29 protein-coding genes and 2 pseudogenes are annotated in these 24,978 nt (G+C 70.2%); 10 read left to right on the top strand and 21 right to left on the bottom strand.

The genetic code is table 11. The features are described 5' to 3' along the window. Positions 1–3 precede the first annotated feature (3 nt). On the top strand, positions 4–501 hold the full coding sequence (locus ACIA77_RS17495; RefSeq protein ID WP_395886904.1) for a GNAT family N-acetyltransferase: 498 nt from the start codon (positions 4–6) through the stop codon (positions 499–501). Between the two features lie 211 nt (positions 502–712). On the opposite strand, the gene ACIA77_RS17490 is transcribed toward ACIA77_RS17495, so the two are convergent. Beyond that, complete coding sequence (locus ACIA77_RS17490; RefSeq protein ID WP_395886903.1) at positions 713–1,009, bottom strand: hypothetical protein; 297 nt, start codon at positions 1,007–1,009, stop codon at positions 713–715. Between the two features lie 6 nt (positions 1,010–1,015). Next, positions 1,016–2,140: an alkaline phosphatase family protein gene (locus ACIA77_RS17485; RefSeq protein WP_395886902.1), complete on the bottom strand. Its 1,125-nt coding sequence runs from the start codon at positions 2,138–2,140 to the stop codon at positions 1,016–1,018. Positions 2,141–2,184: 44 nt separating this feature from the next. Between ACIA77_RS17485 and ACIA77_RS17480 the strand changes: the two genes are divergently transcribed. Then, the gene (locus tag ACIA77_RS17480) at positions 2,185–2,388 is read left to right on the top strand and encodes a zinc ribbon domain-containing protein (protein ID WP_395886901.1); all 204 of its coding nucleotides are present in this window, start codon (positions 2,185–2,187) and stop codon (positions 2,386–2,388) included. 3 nt (positions 2,389–2,391) lie between these two features. Here the strand turns inward: ACIA77_RS17480 and ACIA77_RS17475 are convergent, their stop codons facing one another. Beyond that, complete coding sequence (locus tag ACIA77_RS17475) at positions 2,392–3,501, bottom strand: trans-sulfuration enzyme family protein (protein ID WP_395886900.1); 1,110 nt, start codon at positions 3,499–3,501, stop codon at positions 2,392–2,394. A gap of 60 nt (positions 3,502–3,561) precedes the next feature. Here ACIA77_RS17475 and ACIA77_RS17470 point away from each other — a divergent pair, with 60 nt between their 5' ends. Then, positions 3,562–4,041: an Lrp/AsnC family transcriptional regulator gene (locus ACIA77_RS17470; RefSeq protein ID WP_395886899.1), complete on the top strand. Its 480-nt coding sequence runs from the start codon at positions 3,562–3,564 to the stop codon at positions 4,039–4,041. A 63-nt stretch (positions 4,042–4,104) separates the two neighbouring features. Here the strand turns inward: ACIA77_RS17470 and dhaM are convergent, their stop codons facing one another. From dhaM to nucS, 9 genes are all read right to left on the bottom strand, one after another. Then, positions 4,105–4,788, bottom strand: coding sequence for a dihydroxyacetone kinase phosphoryl donor subunit DhaM (gene dhaM / locus ACIA77_RS17465; protein ID WP_395886898.1), 684 nt, complete (start codon positions 4,786–4,788; stop codon positions 4,105–4,107). Then, positions 4,785–5,417 (bottom strand): dihydroxyacetone kinase subunit DhaL, encoded by a 633-nt coding sequence (gene dhaL / locus ACIA77_RS17460; protein ID WP_395886897.1) that lies wholly within the window; start codon positions 5,415–5,417, stop codon positions 4,785–4,787. The genes dhaM and dhaL overlap by 4 nt, the downstream gene beginning before the upstream one ends. Continuing rightward, on the bottom strand, positions 5,417–6,418 hold the full coding sequence (gene dhaK, locus ACIA77_RS17455; RefSeq protein WP_395886896.1) for a dihydroxyacetone kinase subunit DhaK: 1,002 nt from the start codon (positions 6,416–6,418) through the stop codon (positions 5,417–5,419). Before dhaK ends, dhaL begins: the two co-directional genes overlap by 1 nt. Positions 6,419–6,488: 70 nt before the next feature. Then, entirely contained in the window at positions 6,489–7,478 is a 990-nt protein-coding gene (locus ACIA77_RS17450) for a hypothetical protein (protein ID WP_395886895.1), read from the bottom strand. A 47-nt stretch (positions 7,479–7,525) separates the two neighbouring features. Continuing rightward, positions 7,526–7,831 (bottom strand): hypothetical protein, encoded by a 306-nt coding sequence (locus tag ACIA77_RS17445; protein ID WP_395886894.1) that lies wholly within the window; start codon positions 7,829–7,831, stop codon positions 7,526–7,528. A gap of 13 nt (positions 7,832–7,844) precedes the next feature. Next, complete coding sequence (locus tag ACIA77_RS17440; protein WP_395886893.1) at positions 7,845–9,545, bottom strand: sodium:solute symporter family protein; 1,701 nt, start codon at positions 9,543–9,545, stop codon at positions 7,845–7,847. A 168-nt stretch (positions 9,546–9,713) separates the two neighbouring features. Next, positions 9,714–10,484, bottom strand: coding sequence for a hypothetical protein (locus ACIA77_RS17435; protein ID WP_395886892.1), 771 nt, complete (start codon positions 10,482–10,484; stop codon positions 9,714–9,716). 257 nt (positions 10,485–10,741) lie between these two features. Then, the gene (locus ACIA77_RS17430; RefSeq protein ID WP_395886891.1) at positions 10,742–11,068 is read right to left on the bottom strand and encodes a hypothetical protein; all 327 of its coding nucleotides are present in this window, start codon (positions 11,066–11,068) and stop codon (positions 10,742–10,744) included. Between the two features lie 186 nt (positions 11,069–11,254). Beyond that, positions 11,255–11,914: an endonuclease NucS gene (nucS, locus tag ACIA77_RS17425; protein WP_395886890.1), complete on the bottom strand. Its 660-nt coding sequence runs from the start codon at positions 11,912–11,914 to the stop codon at positions 11,255–11,257. A gap of 37 nt (positions 11,915–11,951) precedes the next feature. Here nucS and ACIA77_RS17420 point away from each other — a divergent pair, with 37 nt between their 5' ends. Next, positions 11,952–12,491 (top strand): NUDIX domain-containing protein, encoded by a 540-nt coding sequence (locus tag ACIA77_RS17420; protein ID WP_395886889.1) that lies wholly within the window; start codon positions 11,952–11,954, stop codon positions 12,489–12,491. Between the two features lie 6 nt (positions 12,492–12,497). On the opposite strand, the gene ACIA77_RS17415 is transcribed toward ACIA77_RS17420, so the two are convergent. Together ACIA77_RS17415 and ACIA77_RS17410 are read right to left on the bottom strand one after the other, a co-directional pair. Further along, entirely contained in the window at positions 12,498–13,271 is a 774-nt protein-coding gene (locus ACIA77_RS17415) for an enoyl-CoA hydratase-related protein (protein ID WP_395886888.1), read from the bottom strand. Continuing rightward, positions 13,244–14,240: pseudogene (locus ACIA77_RS17410) on the bottom strand (GlxA family transcriptional regulator). The gene ACIA77_RS17415 and the pseudogene ACIA77_RS17410 overlap by 28 nt, the downstream one beginning before the upstream one ends. Before the next feature lie 71 nt (positions 14,241–14,311). On the opposite strand from ACIA77_RS17410, the pseudogene ACIA77_RS17405 reads away from it, so the two are divergent. Next, positions 14,312–14,855, top strand: a pseudogene (locus tag ACIA77_RS17405) (cysteine hydrolase family protein). Here the strand turns inward: ACIA77_RS17405 and ehuA are convergent. The 4 genes from ehuA to ehuB are packed head-to-tail and all read right to left on the bottom strand — an operon-like array spanning position 14,852 to position 17,953. Next, positions 14,852–15,616, bottom strand: coding sequence for an ectoine/hydroxyectoine ABC transporter ATP-binding protein EhuA (gene ehuA / locus ACIA77_RS17400; protein WP_395886887.1), 765 nt, complete (start codon positions 15,614–15,616; stop codon positions 14,852–14,854). The pseudogene ACIA77_RS17405 and the gene ehuA sit on opposite strands and share 4 nt — an antisense overlap. Positions 15,617–15,644: 28 nt before the next feature. Next, positions 15,645–16,301, bottom strand: coding sequence for an ectoine/hydroxyectoine ABC transporter permease subunit EhuD (gene ehuD / locus ACIA77_RS17395; RefSeq protein WP_395886886.1), 657 nt, complete (start codon positions 16,299–16,301; stop codon positions 15,645–15,647). Next, positions 16,298–17,014: an ectoine/hydroxyectoine ABC transporter permease subunit EhuC gene (gene ehuC / locus ACIA77_RS17390; RefSeq protein ID WP_395886885.1), complete on the bottom strand. Its 717-nt coding sequence runs from the start codon at positions 17,012–17,014 to the stop codon at positions 16,298–16,300. The genes ehuD and ehuC overlap by 4 nt, the downstream gene beginning before the upstream one ends. A gap of 30 nt (positions 17,015–17,044) precedes the next feature. Then, positions 17,045–17,953, bottom strand: coding sequence for an ectoine/hydroxyectoine ABC transporter substrate-binding protein EhuB (ehuB, locus tag ACIA77_RS17385; RefSeq protein ID WP_395886884.1), 909 nt, complete (start codon positions 17,951–17,953; stop codon positions 17,045–17,047). 565 nt (positions 17,954–18,518) lie between these two features. Between ehuB and ACIA77_RS17380 the strand changes: the two genes are divergently transcribed. After that, positions 18,519–19,145 (top strand): LysE family translocator, encoded by a 627-nt coding sequence (locus ACIA77_RS17380; RefSeq protein WP_395886883.1) that lies wholly within the window; start codon positions 18,519–18,521, stop codon positions 19,143–19,145. 20 nt (positions 19,146–19,165) lie between these two features. Then, complete coding sequence (locus ACIA77_RS17375; protein WP_395886882.1) at positions 19,166–19,792, top strand: LysE family translocator; 627 nt, start codon at positions 19,166–19,168, stop codon at positions 19,790–19,792. A gap of 2 nt (positions 19,793–19,794) precedes the next feature. Here ACIA77_RS17375 and ACIA77_RS17370 read toward each other — a convergent pair whose 3' ends face one another. Continuing rightward, positions 19,795–20,406, bottom strand: coding sequence for a TetR/AcrR family transcriptional regulator (locus ACIA77_RS17370; RefSeq protein WP_395886881.1), 612 nt, complete (start codon positions 20,404–20,406; stop codon positions 19,795–19,797). A 91-nt stretch (positions 20,407–20,497) separates the two neighbouring features. Here ACIA77_RS17370 and ACIA77_RS17365 point away from each other — a divergent pair, with 91 nt between their 5' ends. Then, complete coding sequence (locus tag ACIA77_RS17365) at positions 20,498–21,706, top strand: alpha/beta hydrolase family protein (protein WP_395886880.1); 1,209 nt, start codon at positions 20,498–20,500, stop codon at positions 21,704–21,706. 184 nt (positions 21,707–21,890) lie between these two features. Beyond that, a complete protein-coding gene (locus ACIA77_RS17360) occupies positions 21,891–22,856 on the top strand; it encodes an IS481 family transposase (protein WP_395886879.1) in 966 nt (321 codons plus the stop codon). 13 nt (positions 22,857–22,869) lie between these two features. On the opposite strand, the gene murA is transcribed toward ACIA77_RS17360, so the two are convergent. After that, complete coding sequence (gene murA, locus ACIA77_RS17355) at positions 22,870–24,144, bottom strand: UDP-N-acetylglucosamine 1-carboxyvinyltransferase (protein WP_395886878.1); 1,275 nt, start codon at positions 24,142–24,144, stop codon at positions 22,870–22,872. Between the two features lie 61 nt (positions 24,145–24,205). Between murA and ACIA77_RS17350 the strand changes: the two genes are divergently transcribed. Beyond that, positions 24,206–24,772, top strand: coding sequence for a cob(I)yrinic acid a,c-diamide adenosyltransferase (locus tag ACIA77_RS17350; RefSeq protein ID WP_395886877.1), 567 nt, complete (start codon positions 24,206–24,208; stop codon positions 24,770–24,772). A 7-nt stretch (positions 24,773–24,779) separates the two neighbouring features. On the opposite strand, the gene ACIA77_RS17345 is transcribed toward ACIA77_RS17350, so the two are convergent. Then, entirely contained in the window at positions 24,780–24,959 is a 180-nt protein-coding gene (locus ACIA77_RS17345; protein ID WP_395886876.1) for a hypothetical protein, read from the bottom strand. Between the last annotated feature and the right edge of the window lie 19 nt (positions 24,960–24,978).

Here is a 24,978-nt window from a genome sequence, read left to right as displayed (position 1 = left end):
GGTGTGCTGAAGGAGATCGAGACCGAACGGCTGGTGCTGCGGCCCTTCACCGAGGCCGACCGCGCGGCCGTCGTCGCCATCCAGACGGATCCGGCGACGGACCGCTTCAACCCCGCCCCGCCCGCGCCGGCCGACGGCGAGCTGCTGTTCGACTCGTGGCTCGCCCACTGGGCCGAGCACGGCTACGGCTACTGCGCGGTGCGGGAACGCGGCGGCACCGAGGTGCTGGGCCTCGCGGGTGTCCGCTTGCGCCGCTTCCGGGACGAACGGGTGCTCAACCTGGCGTACCGCTTCGCGCCGGCCGCGTGGGGCAAGGGTTACGCCGTGGAGGCGGCGGGCGCAGCCGTCGGCTGGGCCGAGCGGGAGCTGCCGGAGCTCCCGGTGCTGATCTCGGTGAACGTGGCGAACGCGCCGTCGCTGCGGGTCGTCGAACGGCTGGGGTTCACAAGGTACGAGGAGGAAGAGTACGAGGGGGCGGTTTCGCGGCACTTCCGGCGCTAGGCGTTTCGGCGCCGGGTGTTTCGCGGCTGGGTCTTTCGCGGCTGGATCTTTCGGGACTGGGTCTTTCGCGGCTGGGTCCTTCGCGGCTGGGTCTTTCGGCGCTAGGCGTTTCGGCGCCGGGTCTTTGGCGACTGGGTCTTTCGGCGCCGGGTCCTTGGCGACTGGGTCTTTCGGCGCCGGGTCCTTGGCGACTGGGTCTTTCGGGACTGGGTCACCGGCGGCGGTTCGGCCGCCGGCGCGCCCGCGCCTCCCAGCACGCCCGGTGCCAGTGCCGCCGGTCGGCGACCGAGCCGGTCTCGTCGGCCGGCCACACCACGACGTGGGGCGTGCCCGGCCGGATCTCGTGGTCACAGCCGGGGCAGCGGTAGGTCTTGGTGGCGTGCGAGCCGGGGACGGTACGGACGAGCCATTCGCCGTCGGGGCCGGTTTCGGCGTGGGCCCAGCCGCTGACGGAGCCCAGGTCGGGGCGCTCGGCCCGGTCGCGGCCGGGGCGGTTGCGTCGGGGCACGTCGGGTCACCCGTGGGCGAGGGCCAGTGGCACGAGCTGCTCGGCTTCCGTCAGGGAACCGTGCTGCCCGATCAGCGACGACTCGACGGCCTCGGACAGCTCGCGCACCATGCCGAACGTGCCCTGCGCCGCGGCGACGACGTCACCGATGCGCGGCCGCACGCGGTCGCTGACCGTCGCGCCGAACCAGCCGCGCGCGATGGCCTCGTCGCGGGGCAGGACCCACGCGCGGGAGCCCAGCAGCTCCTGCCACGCGGCCAGCACGTCGGCTTCGGCGCCCGGTTCGGTGTACACGTGCCGCGCCCGCACTTCGCCGCCGAACGCGCGCACTCCGGCGAGCAGCGCGGGGGTGTCCTCGAGGTCGAGCTTGTCGTCGACCGCGACCATGCCGTGGTCCGCGACGACGGCCAGCAGCGCACCCGCCGGCAGACCGTCCACAAGGGACTCCACGAGCCGGTCGACGTGGCGCAGCTGCATGCGCCACGCGGGAGAACCCGGGCCGTAGAGGTGGCCCAGCAGGTCGAGTTCGCTGTGGTAGGCGTAGCAGAACGCGCGCGAGGCCAGCACGTCCAGCGTCCGCGCGGCGAGATCACCCAGCGCGTGGACGCCGGCGTAGCGCGCACCGCTCTGCGTGGCGCGCGTCAGCGCCGTGTCGGCGAACTGCGCGGACGACACGACGGCCGCCTCGATGCCCGCTGCCGCCGCGCGTTCGAAGGTCGTCGGCAGGGGCTGCACGTCGCGCGGCGGCAGCGCGCCGCGCAGGTCGCTGCCGTCGACGTGCGAGCGCCAGCGCAGGGCGTTGAGCACACCCGCGCCCGGCACCTCGAACGTGTAGCCGACCATGCCGTGCTCCCCCGACGCCAGGCCGGTGCCGATCGCCGCGACGCCGGCCGCCGTCGTCGACGGGAAGCCGACGCGCAGCGGGCTCTTCGCCAGCTCCGTCAGCACGGGTGCGTCGGCGGCGTGTTCGGCCAGCAGCTGCCAGCCGAGACCGTCGATCAGCAGCACGCACGCGCTGCGGGCTTCCGGCAGGGCCAGGGCACCGTCCTCGCCCGGCACACCGAGCGCGCCGAGTACCGCCGGCACGACCTGGCCCAGGTGCGGGAGGTCCGTGATCTCGGGAACGTCCACCCCGACAGCTTCCCCCTCGTGACCACGCGAGCGATAATCGGGCCATGCCCACCTACGCCTACCGCTGCCGCGAGTGCACCGACACCTTCGAGCTGCAGCGGCCGATGAGCGAGTCCGGTGCGCCGGCGCCGTGTCCCGAGGGGCACTCGGACACCGTGAAGCTGCTGACCACCGTCGCGCTCACCGGCTCCGCCGCGGCGCCCGCGCCCTCGGGCGGTTGCTGCGGCGGCGGGTGCTGCTCGAACTGACGCTCAGCAGGCTTTCAGCGCCTGGTCGAGGTCGTGCCACAGGTCCTCGACGTCCTCGAGGCCGGCCGAGAGCCGGATCAACCGGCCGGTGATGCCGGCTTCCTCGCGGTCGTGTTCCGCGACGACCCGGTGCGTCAGCGAAGCGGGGTGCTGGATGAGCGTGTCGACGCTGCCGAGGCTCACCGCGGGGGTGATCAGGCGGACGGCGCCGATCACCGCGTGTGGATCACCCGCGACCTCGAACGCCACGAGCGGTCCGCCGATGCGCGGGTGGTGCACGGCTGTCACCGCGGGGTGCCGGGCGAGGCGCTCGGCGAGGATCGCGGCGGTGGCCGAAGCGGCGGTGACGCGCAATGGGAGCGTCGAAAGCCCGCGCAGCAAGAGGTAACCCGCCAACGGGTGCAGGACCGCGCCCGTCGCGAACCGGATGCCCCGCAGGCGCGCGGCCTCTTCGGCGTCGCACGCGACGACGCCGCCCATCACGTCGCCGTGGCCGCCGAGGAACTTCGTGGCGGAGTGCAGCACGAGCCGGGCTCCGTGGTGGCCGGGGCGCTGCAGCACGGGTGTCGCGAAGGTGTTGTCCACGAGCACGGGCACGGCACCGCACCGTTCGACGAGCGCGGCGATGTCGAGTTCGGTGAGCGTGGGGTTCGCGGGGGTTTCGACGAACACCAGCCCGGTGTCCTCGCGAACGGCGCTCGCGGCGTCTTCGGGCGCGGCCCAGGTGACCTCGGTGCCGAGCAGACCGGACGTGAGCAGGTGGTCGGTCGACCCGTACAGCGGCCGGACGCCGACGACGTGGCGCTTCCCCTGCTGCACGGCCGAAAGCAGGCACGCCGACACCGCGGCCATCCCGCTCGCGAACGCCACCGCGTGCTCGAACCCCTCCAGCTCGGCGAGCGCCCGCTCGAACCGCTCGACCGTCGGGTTGCCGATGCGGCCGTAGATCCCGCTCACGTCGCCGCCCGCCGCGAACTCGTCGATGCGCCGCGCCTCGGCCGCGCTGTCGCGCGAGGGGTACGTCGTCGAAAAATCGAGGGGCGCGGCGTGCAGACCCAGGTCGGTGAGGTCGTCGCGGCCGGCGTGGACGGCTCGGGTGCGCAGGTTCGTCATACTGCGAAGGCTCGGCCATCGTGCGGTTTTGCCGCAACGGTTTCGGATATCATTCGCCGCATGACCGGATCCGTCGAACTGAGTCCGGTGGACCTCGAGATCCTGCGCCTGCTGCAGAACGATGCCCGGATGTCGAACAAGGACCTCGCGGCCGCCGTCGGCATCGCGCCGTCCACGTGCCTGGACCGCGTGGCCCGCCTGCGCGAAACGGGCGTCATCACGGGCCAGCACGCACAGGTCGACGCCGCCAAACTGGGCCGCCCACTGGAAGCGTTCCTGTTCGTCCAGGTCCGCCCCCACCGGCGCCCGCTGGTCGACCCGTTCGTGCAGCACCTGCTCGCCCTGCCCGAAGTCCGCGCCGTCTACCACCTCACCGGCCCGGACGACTTCCTCGCCCACGTCGCCACCAGCTCGGCCGCCGAACTCCAGCGCCTGGTCCTCGACGAACTCACTGCTCGCGACGAAGTGGCGCGCGTCCACACGAACCTGGTGTTCCAGCACTGGAGCGGCGGCCCGCTGCTGCCGCCTCCTCGATCCTGAGGCGACGCCTTGCGCTCACGCGAACGCGCGGTTTCCGCCGCCGGACCCTCCGTCCGAAGTGGACTACTCGCCGAAGTTCGAGTCCACGAGTTCGGTGACCTTCGCCAGGGCTTCCGCCGCCTGCGAGCCGTATGCGCGCACGGCAATCCGGTCGCCCTGCCGCGCGCCGAGCGACATCAGGGCGAGCACGCTGCGGGCGTCGGCCTCCTGCTCGCCCAGCCGGACGGTGACCTCGGCGTCGAGCGAGGCCAGGCTGCGGGCGAGGACGGCCGCGGGGCGGGCGTGGAGCCCGACCTCGTTGGTGAGGGTGAACTCCTTCTCCTGCGCGCCGTCCGCGTCCGGCGGAGCGTCCACAAGAGACAAGTCGGGAGCCAGCCCTGCGCTCGCGGCGGCCTCGGCGACCGCCTTCCGGTCAGCACCGCCCTGGGCGGCGACGGCGGCGGCCACCGCGCCTTCCACGAGCGGGCCGTCGGCGACCACCGCGGCGGACGGGTCCGCCAGGGACTCCACGGCGAGTTCCGCGGTCATCTGCGCGCTGCCGAGGTCGTAGAGCAACACGACGCCGTCGCCGGAGTCCGCGCGCTGGGTGGCGGCCACGACCTCGTCGTAGTCGGTACCGAGGCCGCCGTCGTCGGGCAGACCGCCGGCGGCCATGATCCGGACGTCGGGCGCCATCTGGGCCGTGAGCTCGGCCAGGCCCTCGGCGAGCTTGGCGCTGTGCGAGACGAGCACGATCCCCACGGTCACCGTGCGGCCTCCGCGAACGCGTGCAGCAGCAGCGCCGACGAGCGAGCCCCGGGATCCATGTGCCCCACGGCGCGTTCGCCCAAGTAGGACGCCCGCCCCTTGCGCGGCACCAGCTCCACTGTGGACTCCGCGCCGCGGTCGGCCGCCTCGGCGGCCGCGGCGAGCACCGACGCCACCGTCGCGTCCGAAGCGGCGGCTGCCGTGGCGGCCGCCGACACGGCCGGGATCAGCGCGTCCACCATCGTCGCGTCGCCGCCCACCGCCTTGCCGCGGGCCTGCACGCCTTCGAGCGCGGCCTCCAGCGCGGCCACGGCCAGGGGCACGTCGATCTCCTTCGCGTCGCCGATCTTCGTCGCCGCGCGCAGGAAAGCCGTGCCGTACAAGGGACCCGCGGCGCCGCCGACCTTCGAGATCAGCGTGGTGGCAGCCAGCTTCGCGACGGCCGCCGGCGTCGGCGGCACCTCCGTCTCCAAAGCGGACACGATCGCGGTGAACCCGCGGCTCATGTTCTCACCGTGGTCACCGTCGCCGATCGCGCGGTCGAGCTCGATGAGCTCGGTGCGGTGCTCAGCCATGACTTCGGCGCCGGCCCGCAGCGCCGCCGCCAGCCCTTCGGAAGAACAGCCCATCAGACCCCCCACCGCAGCGCGGGCGTCCACACGGGCGCGTCCCACAGCTCGGTCAGCTCGTCGTCCAGTTTCAGCACCGTCAGGCTGATGCCCTGCATCTCGAGACTCGTGATGTACGGGCCCACGAGCCGGCGCTCGACCACGATCCCACGCTCGGCGAGCAGCCGCTCGGCGATGCCGTGCGCGAGGTAGAGCTCCAGCAGCGGCGTGGCGCCCATGGAGTTGGTGAACAGCAGGACTTTGTCCCCCGCCTCGTACGGCACGTCCGGCACGATCGCGTCGACCATCCGCGCCACCAGTGCGTCGGCCGGTTCGGCCGGGATGCGCTCGCGGCCCGGCTCGCCGTGGATGCCGATGCCGAACTCGATCTCGTCCGGGCCGAGGTCGAAGCTCGGCTCGCCGACGTGCGGCACGGTCGGCGCCGTCAGCGCCACCCCGATCGAGCGCACCTGGCCGACCACCTTGCGCGCCAGCGCCTCCACCGCGTCGAGCGAGTCGCCGCGCTCCGCGGCCGCGCCCACGATCTTCTCCAGCAGCACCGTGCCGCCGACCCCGCGGCGGCCGGCGGTGAAGGTGGAGTCCTTCACCGCGACGTCGTCGTCGATGACCACGCTGCGCACGTCGAGGTCCTCGGCGGCGGCCAGCTCGGCGGCGGTCTCGAAGTTCAGCACGTCGCCGGTGTAGTTCTTCACGATCAGCAGCGCACCCGACGGTCCGGTCGTCGCGGCGACGGCGGCCTGGACCGCGTCCGGCGTCGGCGACGTGAACACGGCCCCGGGTACCGCCGCGTCGAGCATGCCGCGGCCGACGAACCCGCCGTGCATCGGTTCGTGGCCCGATCCCCCGCCGGAGATCACGGCGACCTTGCGCGGCACCGGCGCGTCGGCCCGCACGACGACGGCGGGGTCGTCCCGCACTCGCAGGATGTCGGAGTGGGCGACGGCGAGTCCTCTCAAGGAGTCCGCGACCACTGTGGCCGGGTCGTTGATGATCTTCTTCATGGCGGACCTCCGGCACGTCGGCGTGGTGGTTCCCCCAACCTAGTCGCCCGGAGGCACCCCCTGCCAAGCTTCAGGGCCGGGGCAGTTTCGTGGCCACCTGCTTCGCCAGCCCCGTCACCTTGCCGCACGGGTCGTCGTGGTCCGCCGTGGCGTTGTAGTTCGTGTACTGCACTTGGACGAGTTCGCCGTGGTCGCCCTGCCACGGCCGGTGCTGCCACTGCACCTCGCAGGTCGAACTCGGACCCGTGCCCTTCTTGGCAAACGCCTGGGCCGCCGTGCCCACGTCGGTCTTGACCCAGCCGCCGCCCTCGATCGGCGGGACGCCGGGGTTGAACCGCACCGCGATCTGCCCGCTGTCCCCCCACTGGCAGCTGTGCAGCCCGGTCGCCTCGGGCTCGGCGTTTTTCACCACGGCGTCCACGGCAGACCCCTCGAGCGTGGTGCACGGGTCGGCCGTGACGACGGATCCCTTGACCTCGGGGTACTTCTGGGGCGAATTGTGCAGCTTCTGCACGGCGGACTGCAGCAGTGTGCGTCCGGCCGCACACGGATCGCCGCCGTCGTAGTCGATGTCGACCGTGAGGCCGAGGGTGGGCAGGCGCGAAGTCAGCGCGCTGACCGAGCAAGAACCACCGGTCTGGTCCGGCACCTCGACCTGCGGGAGCCCGCCGACCTGGCCGGTCGTTTTGTCCGAAGCGAACACCACGATGGCCCCGACCTCGGCGGTCACCGAGATCTCCTTGCCACCCGCGTCCTTCACCTTGGCGCGGCACTCGTCGAAGCTCACGCTCTCCGGTTCGGGGTCGCCCTCGGGCGCGCCGAGCGGCGTGAGCGAAGCCTGGTCCAGGAACTGGCACGGCAGCAGCGGGCGCAGCGCGGACACCGTGACCGCCGGGTCGGTGATGGGGCCGTCACCGGTGTCCCCACCCGACACGGCGACGGTGGTGCGGGGGAAGTTCTGCTTGCCGAGGTCCGGACCGCCGCAGGCCGTCAGGCCGAGCACACCGGCCACCACCAGGGCGAACAGCCTGGGCGACCGCCCGCGCTTCAGATCGTGCACGCGGAGCACGGTAGCGGCAGCCGGCCCCGGCTGTCCGGACAACGCGCTTATCCGGCCACCGGTGGCTCTTCGGTGGCGGACTCGCCGGACTCGTCGGTCTCGTCCGGCCGCGGCGGGACGATGAGCGGGCGCAGGCTCGCCCACAGCACCATCAGCGCGGTGAACACCAGCAGAGCGATCCCCGCCCACAGGTTGATGTTCACGCCGGCCGCCTTCTGGATGTCGGCTTCGGTGTAGAACGCGATCCCCATGACCGTCAGGATGATGCCGTACACACCCGTGAGCAGGGCGATGATCAGCCGGATGTCGAACGCGCCGCCCTTGCGCGGCTTCGGCGTGGGTTCGATTGCCATGAGAGTCGTCCTCCTAGAAGGCGAAGTTCAGGACGATGGTGATGACGGCGGCGATCCCGGCCAGCAGCACGGGCTTGCGGTACCAGCCCGCGTCCTCGCCGGTGGTCTCGTGCTTGAGCGACTCGCGCGGGGTGAGCGAGTAGACGAGGCCGACCAGTTCCGAGTCGGGCTTGGGCTTGGTCACGTAGGTGACCCCCACGCTCACCACGATGTCGACCACGAACGCCGCGATCGCGGCCACGAAGCTGACGCCCTGGCCCGGCAGGGTGAACGTGCCGACCTTGCTGAGCACGAAGATCACGACGGCCGCCGCGGTACCGAACACCAGGCCCGTCCAGCCCGCCGCCTTGGTCATCCGCTTCCAGAACATGCCGAGGATGAACGTGGCGAACAGCGGTGCGTTGAAGAAGGAGAACAGCGTCTGCAGGTAGTCCATCAGGTTCGAGTACGTCGAAGCGATGAACGCGGTGAAGACCGCCAGCACGGTCGCGACCATGGTCACCACGCGACCCGTGCTCAAGTAGAACTTGTCGGGCCGGTTCTTCACCAGGTAGGTCTGGAAGATGTCGTAGGTGAACACCGTGTTGAAGGAACTCAGATTCGCGGCCATGCCGGCCATGAACGACGCGAGCAGCCCCGCGATGGCGACGCCGAGGATGCCGTTGGGCAGCACGTCGCGCATCAGCAGCAGCAAGGCGTCGTTGAAGGTCGCCCCGCTCGGCGCGGCGTGCCCGTCCAGCAGCGCCTGCTTGTTCGCGCCCTGGAGTTCGGTGACGGTCACCGCGGCCACCATGCCCGGGATGATCACGACGAACGGGATGAACATCTTCGGGAACGAGCCGATGATCGGCGTGCGGCGGGCGGCCGACATGCTCTTCGACGCCATCGCCCGCTGGACCTCCACGAAGTTCGTGGTCCAGTAACCGAAGGAGAGCACGAACCCGAGGCCGAAGACGAGGCCCAGGACCGACAGGAAGTTGCTGCCGAACCCGGTCAGCTGGTTGCCCGGCCACGAGTGGGTCTGCGCGACGCCGCCCGGGCTGTTGGTCACCTTCTCGATCAGGCCGTTCCAGCCACCGACCTTGTACAGGCCGACGATCGTGAGCGGGATCAGCGCGGCGAGGATGACGAAGAACTGCAGCACCTCGTTGTAGATGGCCGCAGACAGGCCGCCGAGCGCGGTGTAGGTGAGGACGATGACGGCCGCGACGATGATCGAGACCCAGATCGGCCAGCCCAGCAGCAGGTTCACGACGCTGGCCAGCAGGTACAGGTTCGCGCCGGCGATGAGGATCTGCGCGAGCGCGAAGCTGGCGCCGTTGACCCAGTGCGCGGTGGGACCGAAGCGGCGGAGCATGAACTCCGGCACGCTGCGGACCTTGGAGCCGTAGTAGAACGGCATCATCACGACGCCGAGGAACAGCATCGCGGGGATCGCGCCGATCCAGAAGTAGTGGGCCGTCGGCAGGCCGTACTCGGCGCCGTTGGCCGACATGCCCATGACCTCGATGGCGCCGAGGTTGGCCGAGATGAACGCGAGCCCGGTCACCCACGCCGGGAGCGAGCGCCCGGAGAGGAAGAAGTCGAGACTGCTCGACACCTGCCTGCGGGCCAGATAGCCGATGCCGAGCACCAGCACGAAGTAGAACGCCAGCTCGATGTAGTCGATAGGACTCGCGTCGAGCCGCAGGTTCGCGTCGGCAAGGACCTGCACCCGAGCCACCTCCGAATCAAACAATTTCCCACAGGAAACACCAGCGTCCTGTTAGATCCGGACAGTACTGCATCGATTTGGCGGTGGCACGCCGACACGAGCTTTCCCGCGAGAGGGCTCCGCCTCCCCGGGCTGACCTGGGGAAACGGAGCCCTGACGATGACCCGCTCAGCGGTCGGTGGGCACGGCGATCTCGCCCTCCTCCCGGATGAGCCGGTCGAGGACCTCATCGGGAAGCCACACGCGGTGCGGGTACTTCTCGCCCCAGGAGTTCAGCAGCGGGACGGCGCCGAGCTCGTCCGCGCGCCGGTTGCCGAGGGCGGCGTGCACCTCGTCGACCGTGCGGGCCCAGCGGAAGGCGCGGATGCCCTGCTTCACCTCGGGGACGTAGGACTCGCGCCGGCGCCAGTCATCGTCGGCGTACTCGTCCTGCCACTCGACGTGGCCGAGTTCCTTGAGCACCTCCGCGGCGGCGCGGACCGACGTGCCGTTCTCGTCACCGGGATTGGTCTCGGCCCATTCGTCACGCTTCTTCGCGGCGTCCCACAGCCAGCGGGCCGCGTACTCCGCACCGTTGAACAGCGTCATGCAGCGCGACCAGCCGAAGCCGACGCACGCGCCTTCCGCGCCCTGGTTGTAGAACCCGTAGGAATCGTCGGTGTCCGGTGTGCCACCGGGTTCGAGGCACACGCAGTGTCCACCTCGGACGGCCGTGACCGAACCACCCTTGGCGATGAACATTTCGCCGGACTTCCGGTCGGGCTCGGGGTCGTCGAACTCGCGGTACCAGTTGACGCCGATGACGACCGGGGTCCGCACGGGTCTCTCCTTCGCGGCGAGTGCGGTGAGCGGATACCGCTCGAGGTGCTGCCAGTCGTCGGGGACGAACCGGCCGAGTCGCGGGTCGGCCGGATCGGTGCCAATGGGTCGATAACGCATGGTTCCCTCCTCGTCGTGATTACCGGAGGGATTTCCACGCAGCGCTGAACCCGTTGAGAACACTGGAATCCATCGCCCCAGGACGCCTCGGCAAACGGCGCGAAAACCCCTCAGAACGAGTGTGACACAGATCTCATCAACAGTTCTTCGGCTCACCTGAACGGCGCAGTCCGAAATGGATTCGTCGCCTTTTCGTGCGGCGATTCGTTTCCGGTTCACCGCGGCCGGACCACTTCCGGCCGCGGCACCGGCCCGCCTCAGAAGGCCTGGACGACCTGATAGCTCACGAACCCGCCGTAAACCGAGTTCGCCTGGTGGAGCGAGCCGAGCGCGAACTCGCTGCCGGTGCAGTTCGCGCCGGAGTAGAGCAGAATGCTGTATTCGGAGTAGTTGACCGCGGAAGTGTTGCGCTGCACGGTCGACAGGCAGACGTCGTGGGTGCCCGTCGCGGGCACCTCACGCACACCGCTGAGTCCCGTGCCGGAGTAGAAAGCCACGTTCTGCGTGTCCGCGAGCGCCGGCGCGGCGGTCGCGACCATCGCGAGCCCGGCGACGGCACCGGCCAGGTACAGACCTTTTCTCATCGTATTCAGCCACCTTCCACTGGGGTGAGGAGATCACCTTCTCGTTTACCAGGTGGTGGATGAACGATCAATCAACGCGCTTCGCCCAGCGGGACAACGAGTTGCGGCGAGGATGCCCGGGAAGCCCGCGGTGACCGTTCGGAACGCGCAGCCGCGGGAACCCTTGACTTCGCCGCAGCGACGGGTTCAGAACAACCGGAACTCGTCGGATTCGATGCCGCGCAGGGCGTCGTAGTCCAGGGTCAGGCAGCGGATGCCGCGGTCTTCCGCGAGGGTGCGGGCCTGGGGCTTGATGATCTGCGCGGCGAACACGCCGGACACCGGGGCCAGCAGCGGGTCGCGGTTGAGGAGTTCGAGGTAGCGCGTCAGCTGTTCCACGCCGTCGATCTCGCCGCGGCGCTTGATCTCCACGGCCACCGACTGGCCGTCCGCGTCGCGGGCCATGATGTCGACCGGGCCGATCGCGGTGGGGAATTCACGGCGCACCAGGGTGTAGCCGTCGCCGAGGGTTTTGATGTGCTCGGCGAGCAGCTCCTGCAGGTGGGCTTCCACGCCGTCCTTCTGCAGGCCGGGTTCGGCGCCCAGCTCCTGCTCGTGGTCGTGGTAGATCTCGTCGATCGAGATCACGAGTTTCTCGCCCTGCTTGTTCTCGACGATCCACAGCTTGCCGTCCTCGATGAGCCAGCAGGGCGGGCTCATCCAGTTCAGGGGCTTGTACGCGCGGTCGTCGGAGTGCACGGACACCGAACCGTCCGACTTGACGAGCAGCAGGCGCGTGGCCATCGGCAGGTGGGCGGTGAGGCGGCCGGCGTAGTCGACCTGGCAGCGAGCGATCACGAGACGCACCCGCCGAGGGTAGGACAGTCTCGGCGATACTGGGTGAGTGGACCCCATTCAGCGTGTCGCGACCCGCGAGGTGTACCGGAACAACTGGATGACGGTGCGGGAGGACGCCATCCGACGGCCCGACGGCAGCGAAGGCATCTACGGGGTGGTCGACAAACCGACCTACGCCCTCGTCATCCCCCTCGACGACGACCGCGTGCTGCTGGTCGACCAGTTCCGCTACCCCGTGGGCGAACGCCGCTGGGAGTTCTGCCAGGGCACGGCCCCCGACCTCGCCGAGACGCCGCCGGCCGAGCTCGCGCGCCGCGAGCTGCGGGAGGAGACGGGCCTGCGCGCGGAAACGATCACCGAGATCGGGCTGCTCGAGGTAGCCCCGGGCATGTCCAGCCAGCGCGGTCACGTCTACCTCGCCACGGACCTCACGGAAGGCGAGCCCGAGCGCGAGCTCGAAGAGCAGGACATGACGACCGCGTGGTTCACCCGCACGGAGGTCGAGAAGATGATCGCCACCGGTGGCATCACGGACGCGCAGTCGATCGCCGCGTACACGCTCCTGCTGCTGCACGAACGCGGCTGAGGAGCGTCAGTCCGGCCACTCGGGCTTGCGCTTCTCCAGGAACGCCGCCATCCCTTCGCGCGCGCCGGGCAGCTGCGACGCCGACGCCATGACCTCGACGGCGATCGCGTAGGCGTCCGCCTCGGGGCGGTCGAGCTGGGCGTAGAGGGTGTGCTTGCCCATGGTCTTGCTGGCGCGGCTGCCGCGCGTGGCGCGGGCCAGGAGGTCGGCGACGGCGGAGTCCAGCTCGTCGTCCGGGACGACGTAGTTGACCAGGCCCCAGTCCAGCGCGACCTCCGCGGGCACGACGTCACCCGTCAGCGCCATCTCCATCAAGCGCTTGCGCCCGATCGACCGCGCCACCGGGACGGCCGGGGTGTGGCAGAACCACCCGCCCTTGCCGCCGGGGAGGGCGAAGCCCGCCGACGACGCGGCGACGGCGAGGTCGCAAGACGCCACCAGCTGGCAGCCCGCGGCGGTGGCCAAGCCGTGCACGCGCGCGACGACCACCTGCGGCACCGACTGCATGGTCCGCATCAGTTCCGTGCACAGCGTCAGCAACTCCCGTACACCCATCAGGTCCCGCGAAGCCACGTCACCGAAGTCGTGCCCGGCGGAGAAGACCGGGCCGGCGCCGGCCAGGACGATGCCCGTCGCATCGCTGGCGCCGGCCTCGCGGAAGGCCGTGAGCAGCTCGGTCAGGTGCTCGGCGGACAGCGAGTTGCGCCGCGCCGCGCGGTTCATCGTGATGGTGATCGTGTCGTCGTCGCGTTTCACGAGGAGGTGCTCGTACTCGCCCATGCCCCGACCGTAACCCCGCTCGGCGCGGAACGGAACGTGCGGCGGTACGAATCGGGCCCCACGCCGAGCTCCGCGCGCAGCCGGCGGCGCAGGTTCGCCGCCGTGCCCAGGCCCGACCGCTGCGCGACGCGCTCCACGGGCAGCTCCGTGGTCTCCAGCAGCTCCCGCGCGTAACGCACCCGCTGCCCGCGCAGCCACCGCCCCGGCGTCACCCCGGTGGCGGCGGCGAACTCGCGGTGGAACGTCCGTTCGCTCAGCCCTGCGTGCGTCACCAGATCCGCGACCCCGATGTCCTCACCCAGCCGCGCCGCCGCCCAGTCCAAAGTGGACGACAGACCCGGCCGGGCGGGGGCCGCGGGCACCGGGTTCTCGACGTACTGCCGCTGGCCGCCTTCGCGGGCGGGCGGCATCACGAGGCGCCGCGCGAGTTTCGCGGCGACGTCGGCGCCGTGGTCGCGGCGCACGAGGTGCAGGCACAGGTCGAGACCGCCGACGACCCCGGCGGAGGTGAGCACGCCGTCGGCCTCGGTGTAGAGCACGTCCCGCTGCAGCGAAGCCCGCGGCGCGACAGTGGAAAGCGCGTCGAAGTCCCGCCAGTGCGTGGTCGCGGGCCTGCCGTCGAGCAGGCCCGCCGCGGCGAGCGTGAACGCGCCCGAGCACAGGCCCGCGACCGCGGCACCCGCCCGGTGCGCGCGCCGCAACGCCGCGCGCTGCCGGCGGCACCGAGGCCAGCGGGTCGTCCCGGCCTGGCGCGAGCACGAGGTCGCACCCCGCCAGCCCCGCGAGCCCGTGCGTCGGCGTGACGTCGCCGAACGGCGACACCGGCGTCCGCCGCCGGCCCGCGCCACACAGCCGCACGGTGAACGGGCCGATCCCGCTGTCCGTGCGGTCCTGCGCCCACACCTCCGCGACCACGGCCAGGTCGAACATCCGCGTACCCGGCAGGAGGAGCACCCCGATCGCCCGCATGGCAGAAAAGTACCGGATCGCGCATCTTCTGCCACTCCCCTCGACGGCGTCCGGCGCCCGAAACTCGGGGCATGACCGCACTCATCCTCATCGACGTCCAGCGCGGCTTCTCCGACGCGCGGTTCTGGGGCCCGCGCAACAACGCGGGCGCGGAAGCCAACATCAAAGCCCTGCTCGACGCGTGGCAGGAGCGCCGCGACCCCGTGGTCCTCGTGCACCACGACTCCACGAAGCCCGATTCGCCGCTGCGGCCCGGGCACCCCGGGCCACGACTTCGCCCCCGAACTCGACGGCGCCCGACCCGACCTGGTGTTCGGCAAGGAGGTGAACTCGGCTTTCCTCGGCGACGTCGACCTCGACGCGTGGCTCAAGCGCCACGGCATCGGCGACTTCGTGCTCGCCGGAATCCAGACCAACTTCTGCTGCGAGACCACGGCCCGCGTGGGCGCGAACCTCGGCTACGACGTCACCTTCGCCCTCGACGCGACGTTCACGTTCGACCTGACCGCCCCGGACGGCACCACGGTCACCGCCGACGAGCTGACCCGCGTGACGGCGGCGAACCTGCACGCCGAGTTCGCCACCGTCAAGGCCACCGCGGAGATCCTGGGTTAGCGGCGCTCGATCACCGCTCGCAGGAACTCCTTGGTGCGCTGGTGGGACGGCTCGGTGAACAGCCGCTCGGGCGGCGCGTCCTCCAGCACCCGGCCGTGGTCGAACATCATCACCCGGTCCGAGACGTCCTGCGCGAACTGCATCTCGTGGGTCACGCACAGGATGGTGATGTCCGTGGTCGTCGCGATGTCGCGCAGCACGCGCAGGACGTCGGCGACGAGCTCGGGGTCCAGGGCCGAGGTCACCTCGTCGAGCAGGAGCACGTCCGGCCGCATCGCCAGCGCCCGGGCGATGGCGACCCGCTGCTGCTGCCCGCCCGACAGGCGCGTCGGGTGCGCCTCGGCCTTGTCCTGGAGCCCGACGAGGCCGAGCAGCTCGCGCGCCCGCTCCTCGGCTTCGGCCGGCGGCACGCCGAGCGCGCGCACGGGTGCCTCGGTGATGTTGCGCAGCACGTTCATGTTGGGGAACAGGTTGAACTGCTGGAACACCATGCCGATCCGGCGCCGCATCGCGCGCAGGTGCTTCTCGTCCGCCGGTACCAGGCGGTCGCCGCGGCGCACGTGGGTCAGGCATTCGCCGCCGACGTGGATGGTGCCGCCGTCGACCTTCTCCAGGGTCATCAGCAACCGGAGAATGGTGGTCTTGCCGGAGCCACTTGGCCCGATCAACGAGACGAACTCTCCGGGCGCCACGGTGAAATCGAGCCCGTCGAGCACGACGTGGTCGCCGAACTTCTTCACGACCTCGGAAAACCGGATCATCGCGGAGCCGGCCGCCTCGGCCGGTGCTTCACTTTGCGGGGGCAAAACGACGCTCCAGGAATCGCACGAGCAGAGAAGCCGGATAACTCAGCACGAGGAAGAGCACCCCGGCCAGGGTGAGTGGTTCGACGTAGCGGAAGTTGAGCGAGCCGACTTCGAACGCGGCGCCCGCGAGGTCGAGGACGCCGATGGCGAGCAGCAGCGGCGTTTCCTTGAACATCGAAATCGTGTAGTTGCCGAGCGCGGGCAGCACCCGCGGGACCGCCTGGGGGAGGATGATCTTCGCCCAGGTCCGCGTCCGAGGCAGGCTCAACGCCACTGCGGCCTCCCATTGCCCCTTCGGGACGGCCTCGATGCCGGCCCGGTACACCTCCGAAGTGTAGGTCGCGTAGTGCAGTCCGAGGCCCAGCACACCCGCGGCCAACGGTGAAAGCGTGACCCCGAACTGCGGGAACACGAAGAAGAGGAAGAACAGCTGGACCAGCAACGGCGTGCTGCGGATGAATTCGACGATCAGCCACACCACTCTGCTGACGATCGGGATACCCGAACGCCGCAGGAGCGCGAAGATCAATCCCAGCGCGTAGGCGACGATCGAGCCGAGCACGGTCGCCTCGAACGTCACCAAGAGCCCCTTGAGCACCAAGGGGACGCCTTCCCAGAAGTAAGTCCAATCCCAGTTCATGCCGCCCCGCTGCCGCTCGCGCTGCCCAGCACGGACTCCTGCTTCACCGGCTTACGGCCGACCCGAGCCGCCGCGCGCCGCTCGAGAACCTTCATCCCGCCGGTGATCACGAGCGACAGGGCGAGGTAGAAGAACAGGACGATGGTCCAGATCAGCGCCGCCTGCCCGGTGTACCTCGTCACCAGTACCTGGCTGGCCTGGTAGGTCATCTCCGGCACGGTGATGAACGTGAGCAGTGCGGTGCCCTTGAGCAGCTGGATGAACAGGTTGTTGAACGGCGGCACCATCTCGACCAGCGCCTGTGGAAGGATCACCCGCCGCATCCGCTGCGCCGGGGTGAAGTTGAGCGCGATGCAGCCCTCGCGTTGCGCCTGGGGCACGGACTGCACGGCGCCCCGCACGATCTCCGCGCCGTAGGCACCGAAGTTCAGGCCGAGCACGAGAACACCCGCCCAGAGCGGGATGATCTGGAACCCGGTCAGCACCGGAAGCGCGAAGTAGATCCAGAAGAGCTGGACCACCTCCGAAGTGCCGCGCCAGACCTCGACGTAGACGCGCGTGATCGCCCGGACCGTCTTGGACCGCGACAGCATCGCGAGCCCGGCCACGAACGACAGCACGGTCGCGACCACGATCCCCCCGATCGTGGCCTCGACCGTGAGCAGCAGGCCGTTCGCGATGGTGGAGGCGAACAAGCCGAAGTTCTCGAACATCTGACTCCTACCGGTGCCGGCGGGACAGCGTCAGGAACCTGCGCAGAGCTGGGCGGTGGTGACGTCGGCGGGTGGCAGATTGGCTTGGGTGAAGCCGAACGGCTCGACGATCTTCAACCACTGCCCGTTCTGGTGTAGCTTCGCCAGCTCGGCGTTGAACGCGTCGACGAGGGGCTTGTCCGCCGTGCGGAACACGAATCCCCCGGCCTGGATCTGTTTCGCGCCCTGCACAGTCGGCACAAACCCTGCCGTCACCTCCAGCGGGGCCCCCGGATTCTGCTTGAGCAGCGCCTTCAGCGAGATGTCGGTCAAGGCGCCGGCGTAGGCGCGGTTTGCGAGGAGCGCCTGCAGCATCTGGGGTTGGCCGTCGTAGGTCTGCAACTGGCTGTCCGGGATTCCCGTGGCCTTCGCGACCTGCTGCTCGACCGTGCCGGACAAGACCGCGAGGTTCAGGCCCTTGGCCTTGATGTCCTCGAAGTTCTGCACCTGCTGCGGATTGCCCTTCGGCACGATGAACGCGGTCGGGGTGACGTAGTCGACCTCGGAGAACGCGGCCTGCTTGCACCGGCTCGGGAGAATCGCCATGCCGGCGGCGACCATGTCGTATTGGCCCGCCGCGAGCGCGGGGATCAGCTGCTTGAATTCGACCTGGGTGGCGTCGACCTTCGGGATGCCGAGGTTTTTGAACACCGCCTTGGCCACCTCGGGTGACTCACCGGTGACATTGCCGTTCTCGGTGTAGCCGTACGGAATCTCGCCCGCGATGCCGATCTTGATGGTCCCCGCGGACTTCGCGCGCTGCAGCGCGTCGCCGCCGCCCTGTCCGCCGGTCTGCGGTGCTTGCGTGCAGGCGGCCGCGAACGCCGCGCCGCCCAGCACCACGCCTCCCTTTGCCGTGACCCGGAAGAACTCCCTGCGATTCCATTCGCGGTGGATCATGTCTGCGGCCTCAATCCTGATCGGTCACGCACGCGCGACCTTCGATTCCGGTCACGCGCCGAGCCAATTCATTCGAGGCGGACTCGGTCCACCGCCCGGTCGGCTGGCGACTGTGACGCCGACGGAGATCGAACCTAGATCCCCTCGGCGTAGCGGTCAAAGAATGCGTTCGGAGTGGCCCCGTGCTGTTACCGAATGGAAACTAGCCTAACGCTCGCCCACGCGGCGTTGAAACAACGAATTTCGCCGCTCAAACACTTTTTCGATCTTCTTTTGACGCCCCGGGGCGACGACGCGAAGGTCCGCCGCTTGAATGTCACGGTGTGGTAACGATACATCAGGGATGGCGGCGTCATTGATCGATCTGGATCACGGTGATCTACCGGCGAACAACTTCGAACATCAGTTGGTTATTTGCTGCGCGTACACCCGACCACCTACGTCCTGCCTCAGAACCCGACCGACCGGATTCTGGGCAACTGCTTCGCGACGTATCGGAAAGCGCGAACCGCTGTGACCGAAATCCGCGAGACTCGCGCCGCGGTGGCGGTTAGCGTGGGAGACCGTGACTTGGAGTGGGTACGGGAGCTATCTCGTCATCGTCGTGCTCATCGTCCTGGCGCCGGGGCCCGACACGATGGTGATGCTGAAGAACGCGTTGTCCGGGGGCGCCCGCGGGGGTCTGCTCGCGACGGCGGGCATCTTCGCCGGCAACGCGCTGCAGGGCACGGCCGCGGCGCTCGGGCTGGGCGTGGTCATCGCGCGGTCGCAGCCGGTGTTCCTCGCGCTCAAGTGGCTCGGCGCGGCCTACCTCGTGTTCCTCGGTTTCCAGGCCCTGCGCGGTGCGTGGCGGGGCAACTACGCGGCCCTCGCGGAAACGCAGCGCAAGCGCGCCGGCGGCTTCCGGCGGTGGCGCGAAGGGTTCCTCTCCAACGTCACCAACCCGAAGGTCCTCGTGCTGTACCTGTCGGTGCTGCCGCAGTTCCTCGACCCCGTGCGCACGACGACGTGGGACGCGCTCGTGCTCGCCTACACCGTGGCGGTGCTGGGCACGATCTGGCTGCTGGTGCTGCTGTTCTTCGTGCACCGCGTGCGCGCGTGGCTGCAGCAGCGCAAGGTGCGCCGCGCCCTCGACGGCGTGACCGGCACCGCGCTCCTGGGCTTCGGTGCGGCCCTGGCCCTGGAGCCCTGACCGGGGATACGGTTCGCCGCATGACGTGGGGTGTGTACGGCGGGTTCCTCGCCATGATGGTGGTGCTCGCCGTGGCGCCCGGCCCGGACAGCATGGTCGTGTTGAAGAACGCGCTGTCCGGCGGTGCGCGGGGCGGCGCGTGGGCGTGCGCGGGCATCGCCGTCGCCAACTTCCTGCAGGGCACCGCCGCCGCGCTCGGTCTGGGTGCGGTGATCACGAATTCGCGGCCGGTCTTCGAGACCGTCAAGTGGCTCGGCGTCGCCTACCTCTGCTACCTCGGCTTTCAAGCCTTGCGCGGCGCTTGGCGCGGCGACTACCAGTCGATCGCCGACGCGATGCGCGGCCGCCAGAGCGCGTTCCGGCGGTGGCGCGAAGGGTTCCTCTCCAACGTCACCAACCCGAAGGTCCTCGTGCTGTACCTGTCCGTGCTGCCGCAGTTCCTCACCCCCGGCGCGACCACCACGGGTGACGCGCTGCTGCTGGCGTACACGGTCGCCGCCGTGGGCGCGGTGTGGCAGATCCTGCTGCTCCTGCTCGTCCACCGCGTCCGCGGCTGGCTGGAACGCCGGCGCGTGCGCCGCACGCTGGACGGGGTGACGGGCACGGTCCTGATCGGCTTCGGCGTCGGGCTGGCCCTGGAGGCGTAGGGCTATTCGCCGGCGGGCACCTCGCGAGCGCCGAGTGCCCGCAGCACGTGGTCGACGACGTGCTCGAGGAAATCCGGGCCCGGGGGCTCGCGGCGCACGACCAGGCGCCAGTAGATCGGGCCCGCCAGGAGGTCCAGCGCGAGTTCGACGTCCGTGCCGGCGGGGAGTTCGCCCCGACCGAGGGCGCGGTCGAAGACGCGGCGGGCAACCTCGCGGCGGGGGCCGCCGATCGCACCGCGGATCTCCTCCGCCGGGCCCGGGTTGCGGGCGCCCTCGGCGATCAGGTCCGGCAGGATCCGGGAGAAGCGCGGGTGCGTGAGCCAGTCGTGCACCGCCTGCTGCATCGCGATCAGGTCGCCGCGGAGGGTTCCCGTGTCGGGGGCCGTCGCGCGGCTGACGCTGAACTCCGCGACGACCGCCGAGATCATCGCGTCCTTCGACGGCCAGCGGCGGTACAGCGCGCTCTTGCCGACACCCGCGCGCTTGGCGACGGCTTCCATCGCGAGCCGGCCGTAACCCACGGCCGCGAGCTCGTCGAGCACGGCTTCGGTGATGGCGTTCGTGACTTCCGGCTGCAGCACGGCAGCGCCGGTCGGGGTGCGGCGGGTCGGCATGGCCCCATCGTAACGGGTGGACGAGACGGTACCGTCCCGCGTACGGTGACGACGGGACGGTACCGTTCCGTCGCTCTCAGAGGAGGCACCCGTGAAGCAGCTCCTGTTCGAAGACGACCCCCAGTTCTGGTTCGAAACCCTGCGCGTGTTCGGCCACGCGACCTACGGCGGTTCGGACTTCGGCGAGGTCGTCGCCACGGCCGCGCGCATCAAGGCCGGTGACTACGACAGCTGGCACGACGAGTGGCTCGCCACCGCGGAGCGGCTGGCCGCCGAAGCCGCGAACGCCCACCCCGTCAGCGCTCGCGACGCTCATCTGCGCGCGTCCACCTACTACCGCACGGCCGAGTTCTTCCTGCACGAGCACCCGGCCGACCCGCGTGTCGCGTACGCCTACGACCGCAGCGTCGAGTGCTTCCACCGCGCGATCGAGGGGTTCGAGGGCATCGAGCCGGTCGAGATCCCCTACGAGGGCCACGTGCTGCGCGGCTACTTCTACCGCGCGCCGGGCGAGGGCCCCCAGCCGCTCGTGGTGATGCACAGCGGGTTCGACGGCGCGGCCGAGGAGATGCACTTCTTCGGCGCCATGGCGGGGCAGGAGCGCGGTTACCACGTGCTCGCGTTCGACGGCCCCGGCCAGCCCAGCGCGATCCACCGCGACGGGCTCGTCTTCCGCCCCGACTGGGAGCACGTCGTGGGCCCGGTGCTCGACCACGCGCTCGCCGATCCGGGCGTCGACCTGGCGAAGGTGGCGCTGCTGGGCGTCAGCCTCGGCGGCGAGCTCGCCCCGCGCGCCGCCGCGTTCGAGCCGCGCCTCGCGGCCGTCGTGGCCGTCGACGGGGTGTTCGACGCGGCGGCCGCGATCGTCCCGTTCCTGCCGTGGGACCGCGCGGAGATCGAACGCCGTGCGAACGCGCCGCAGGACGAGGAACTCGACGCCATCCTGGCCGCCGGCCGCGCCGCGAGCCCAACGCTGCGCTGGGCCACCGGCCACGGCCGTTACGTCATGGGCGCGGCCACGGACCGCGAGTTCCTCGCGAAGTACCTCGCCTACCACCTCGACGGCGGCGTCGCCGAGCTCATCTCGTGCCCGGCCCTGATCTGCGAGGCCACCGACGACCTGTTCTTCAACGGCGACGCCGACACCCCGCCGGAGCCGCGCCGCCTCTACGACCGGCTCACCGGCCCGAAAACGCTGCTCAGCTTCACCACCGAGGAGGGCGCCGACGCCCACTGCCACATCGGCGCGCAGCGGCTCGCGTTCGCGCGCATCTACGACTGGCTCGACGACACGCTCTGACCCGCGGGCGGAACCACGAACGGCCGAGCACGTTTCCGTGCTCGGCCGCGTCGTCGGTTCCGGAACAGTGGCGGGCTAGGTGTATTTGGCCAGGACGTTGGTAGCGGGAAGTACGGGGTTGACGTGGGGAGAGCCTCCGGTTGAGGTGTGGCTTGTCTAGGACCCACGCCAACCGGAGGCTCTCGTGTCTCACCGTAACGCCCGGACCATCTTCCTGGGCAGATTGCTGATCGTCCAGCGCCATCAGGCCGGATGGCCGCAAGCACACATCGCCGCTGCGATGGAAATCTCTCGTAAATGTGTCAAGACCTGGCTGGACCGCTACGCCGCCGAGGGTGAGTCCGGTCTTCGTGACCGATCCTCGCGACCGCACACCTCACCGCGGCGGACCGATGATCAGCTTGAGCAACGGATCATCACGTTGCGGCAGCGTGAACGCCGCGGCCCGGCCTGGCTCGGCTGTGAACTGGGTGTCCCGACCCGGACAGTGTCGCGGGTACTGGCCCGACACCGGATCCCGCGGCTGGCCGCGCTGGACCCGATCACCGGGCAGGTGATCCGGGCCAGCAACACCACAGCCGTGCGCTATGAGCGGGAGCAGCCGGGCGAGCTGGTCCACATGGACGTCAAGAAGATCGGCCGCATCCCCGACGGCGGAGGCTGGCGAGCGCATGGCCGGGCCCAGCGGGAAGCCACCCGCGACCGCAGCACCAAGATCGGCTACGACTACGTCCACTCCCTGCTCGATGACCACTCCCGCCTGGCCTACTCCGAGATCCACCCGGACGAGAAAGGCCCGACCTGCGCTGCTTTCCTCGCCCGCGCGATCGCCTACTTCGCCGGCCACGGCATCACCCGGATCGAACGGCTGATGACCGATAACGCCTGGGCCTATCGCTGGTCGTTGCGCGAGGTCTGCGCCGAGCACGGCATTCGGCAGAAGTTCATCAAGCCCCACTGCCCCTGGCAGAACGGCACAGTCGAACGTCTTAACCGCACACTGCAAACCGAGTGGGCCTGCCGCCAGGCCTTCGCCAGCAACACCGAACGCACAGCAGCTCTTGCACCCTGGCTCGAGCACTACAACACTCAACGCCGCCACAGCGCACTCGGAGGCCACCCACCCATCAACCGACTGCAACCAACCTGATGGCCAAATACAGCTAGGCCCGGTCGGGCTCCCCCGCCACGCGCTCGATCTGCGCGCCCAGCCGGTTGAGGTTCTCGACGAAGTGCGGGTAACCGCGGTCGATGTGGAAGACGTCCCAGACCTCGGTGACGCCCTCGGCGCACAGGCCCGCCAGCACGAGGCCCGCGCCGGCGCGGATGTCGGAGGCCCACACGGGGGCGCTGGAGAGCTTGTCGACGCCACGGACGACCGCGTGGTGGCCGTCGGTGCGGGCGTCGCCGGAGAGGCGGATCATCTCCTCGATGAAGCGGAACCGCGCCTCGTACACGTTCTCCGTGATCATCGACGTGCCCTCGGACACCGCGGACAGCGCGACGGCGAACGGCTGCAGGTCCGTGGCGAACCCGGGGTAGGGCAGGGTGACCCAGTCGACGGCCTTCGGCCGGTCCGGCTGCACGACGCGGAAACCCTTCTCGTCGAACGTCGTCACGTCCGCGCCCGCGAGCCGCAGCTTGTCGAGGACCAGGTCGAGGTGGTGGGGGTTCACGCCGCGCACGGTCAGGTCGCCGCGCGTCATCGCCGCGGCGAACGCCCAGGTGGCGCCGACGATCCGGTCACCGATCACGCGGTGCTCGGTCGGGCGCAGCTGGTCCACCCCGTGCACCGTCAGCGTCGACGTGCCGGCGCCTTCGATCTTCGCGCCCATCTCCGTGAGCATCGTGCAGATGTCGGCGATCTCCGGCTCGCGCGCGGCGTTGTCGATCACCGTGGTGCCCTCGGCGAGCACAGCCGCCATCAGGATGTTCTCGGTCGCGCCGACGCTCGGGAAGTCGAGCCAGATCTGGGCGCCGACCAGCGCCTCGGCGTTGGCGACGACGCAGCCGTGCTCGATCGTGCTCGTGGCACCGAGTTTGCGCAGCCCGTTCTGGTGCATGTCCAGCGGCCTCGAGCCGATCGCGTCGCCACCCGGCAGCGCGACCACGGCCTTCTTCAGCCGGCCCACGAGCGGCCCCAGCACGCACACCGACGCCCGCAGCTTGCCCATCGCCGCCGAATCCGCGCGGTGCGACAGCGACGCCGGCGTGGTGATGCGCGCGGTGTCGCCGTCGATCTCGACCTCGCAGCCGACGCTGCGCAGGACGTCGCCCATCAAGGGCACGTCGAGGATCTGCGGGCAGTTCGTGATGGTGGTGGTGCCTTCGGCCAGCAGGGCCGCGGCCATCAGCTTCAGCACGCTGTTCTTGGCCCCGACCACGTCGACCTCGCCGACCAGCCGCGCCCCTCCGTGCACGTCGAAGTGCTCGCTCATGGCCGCCAATCATGCCCTCTCGCCCAGTTTCGGCACACGCGGGGCCGGTACAGTCTGGCTCATGGTCGTTCGCATCAACCGCGTCTACACGAAGGTCGGCGACAGCGGCACCACGGCGCTCGGCGACGGCTCACGGGTGCCCAAAACCTCGCCCCGCCTGGGGGCCTACGCCGACACGGACGAGGCCAACTCGGTCATCGGGCTGGCCGTCGCGGTCGGCGGTCTCGGCGACGAAATCGGCACCGTCCTGAAGCGCGTGCAGAACGACCTGTTCGACGTCGGCGCGGATCTGTGCCTGCCGATCCAGGAAAATCCCCCGTACGAGCCACTGCGCATCACGGAGGCCTACCTCGAGCGCGTGGAGGGCTGGTGCGACGAGTTCAACGAGCGGCTGCCGAAGCTCACGTCGTTCATCCTGCCGGGCGGCACGCCCGGTGCCGCGTACCTGCACCAGGCCCGCACCGTCACGCGGCGTGCGGAGCGCTCCGGCTGGGCGCTCGTCGAGGCCGAGCCGGACACGACGAACCCGATCGCCGTGAAGTACCTCAACCGGCTCTCGGACCTGCTGTTCATCCTCGGCCGGCTGGCGAACCCCGACGGCGACGTGCTGTGGAAGCCGGGCGGCTGAGCGGCGGTCAGCGCAGCTCGCGCGCGGTCCAGTACCGCTCGTAATCGACGTCCCACGTCGAGTCGGCTCCGGGGTCCACGTCCTGCGTCGTGGTGGTGTCTTCGAGCCGCACGTGCTCGGGCAGCTTCGCCCACCGGCGCTTGCGCGCGGCCCGCTCCGCGGCGCTGAATCGTCCCGTGCTCTCCATGATCCGAGGATAACTCCCC

It is taken from the genome of Amycolatopsis sp. NPDC051903 (assembly GCF_044452505.1).
GTDB lineage: Bacteria > Actinomycetota > Actinomycetes > Mycobacteriales > Pseudonocardiaceae > Amycolatopsis.
Note: the sequence above shows the minus strand (reverse complement) of the source record. Positions and strands in the feature narration are given on the sequence as shown.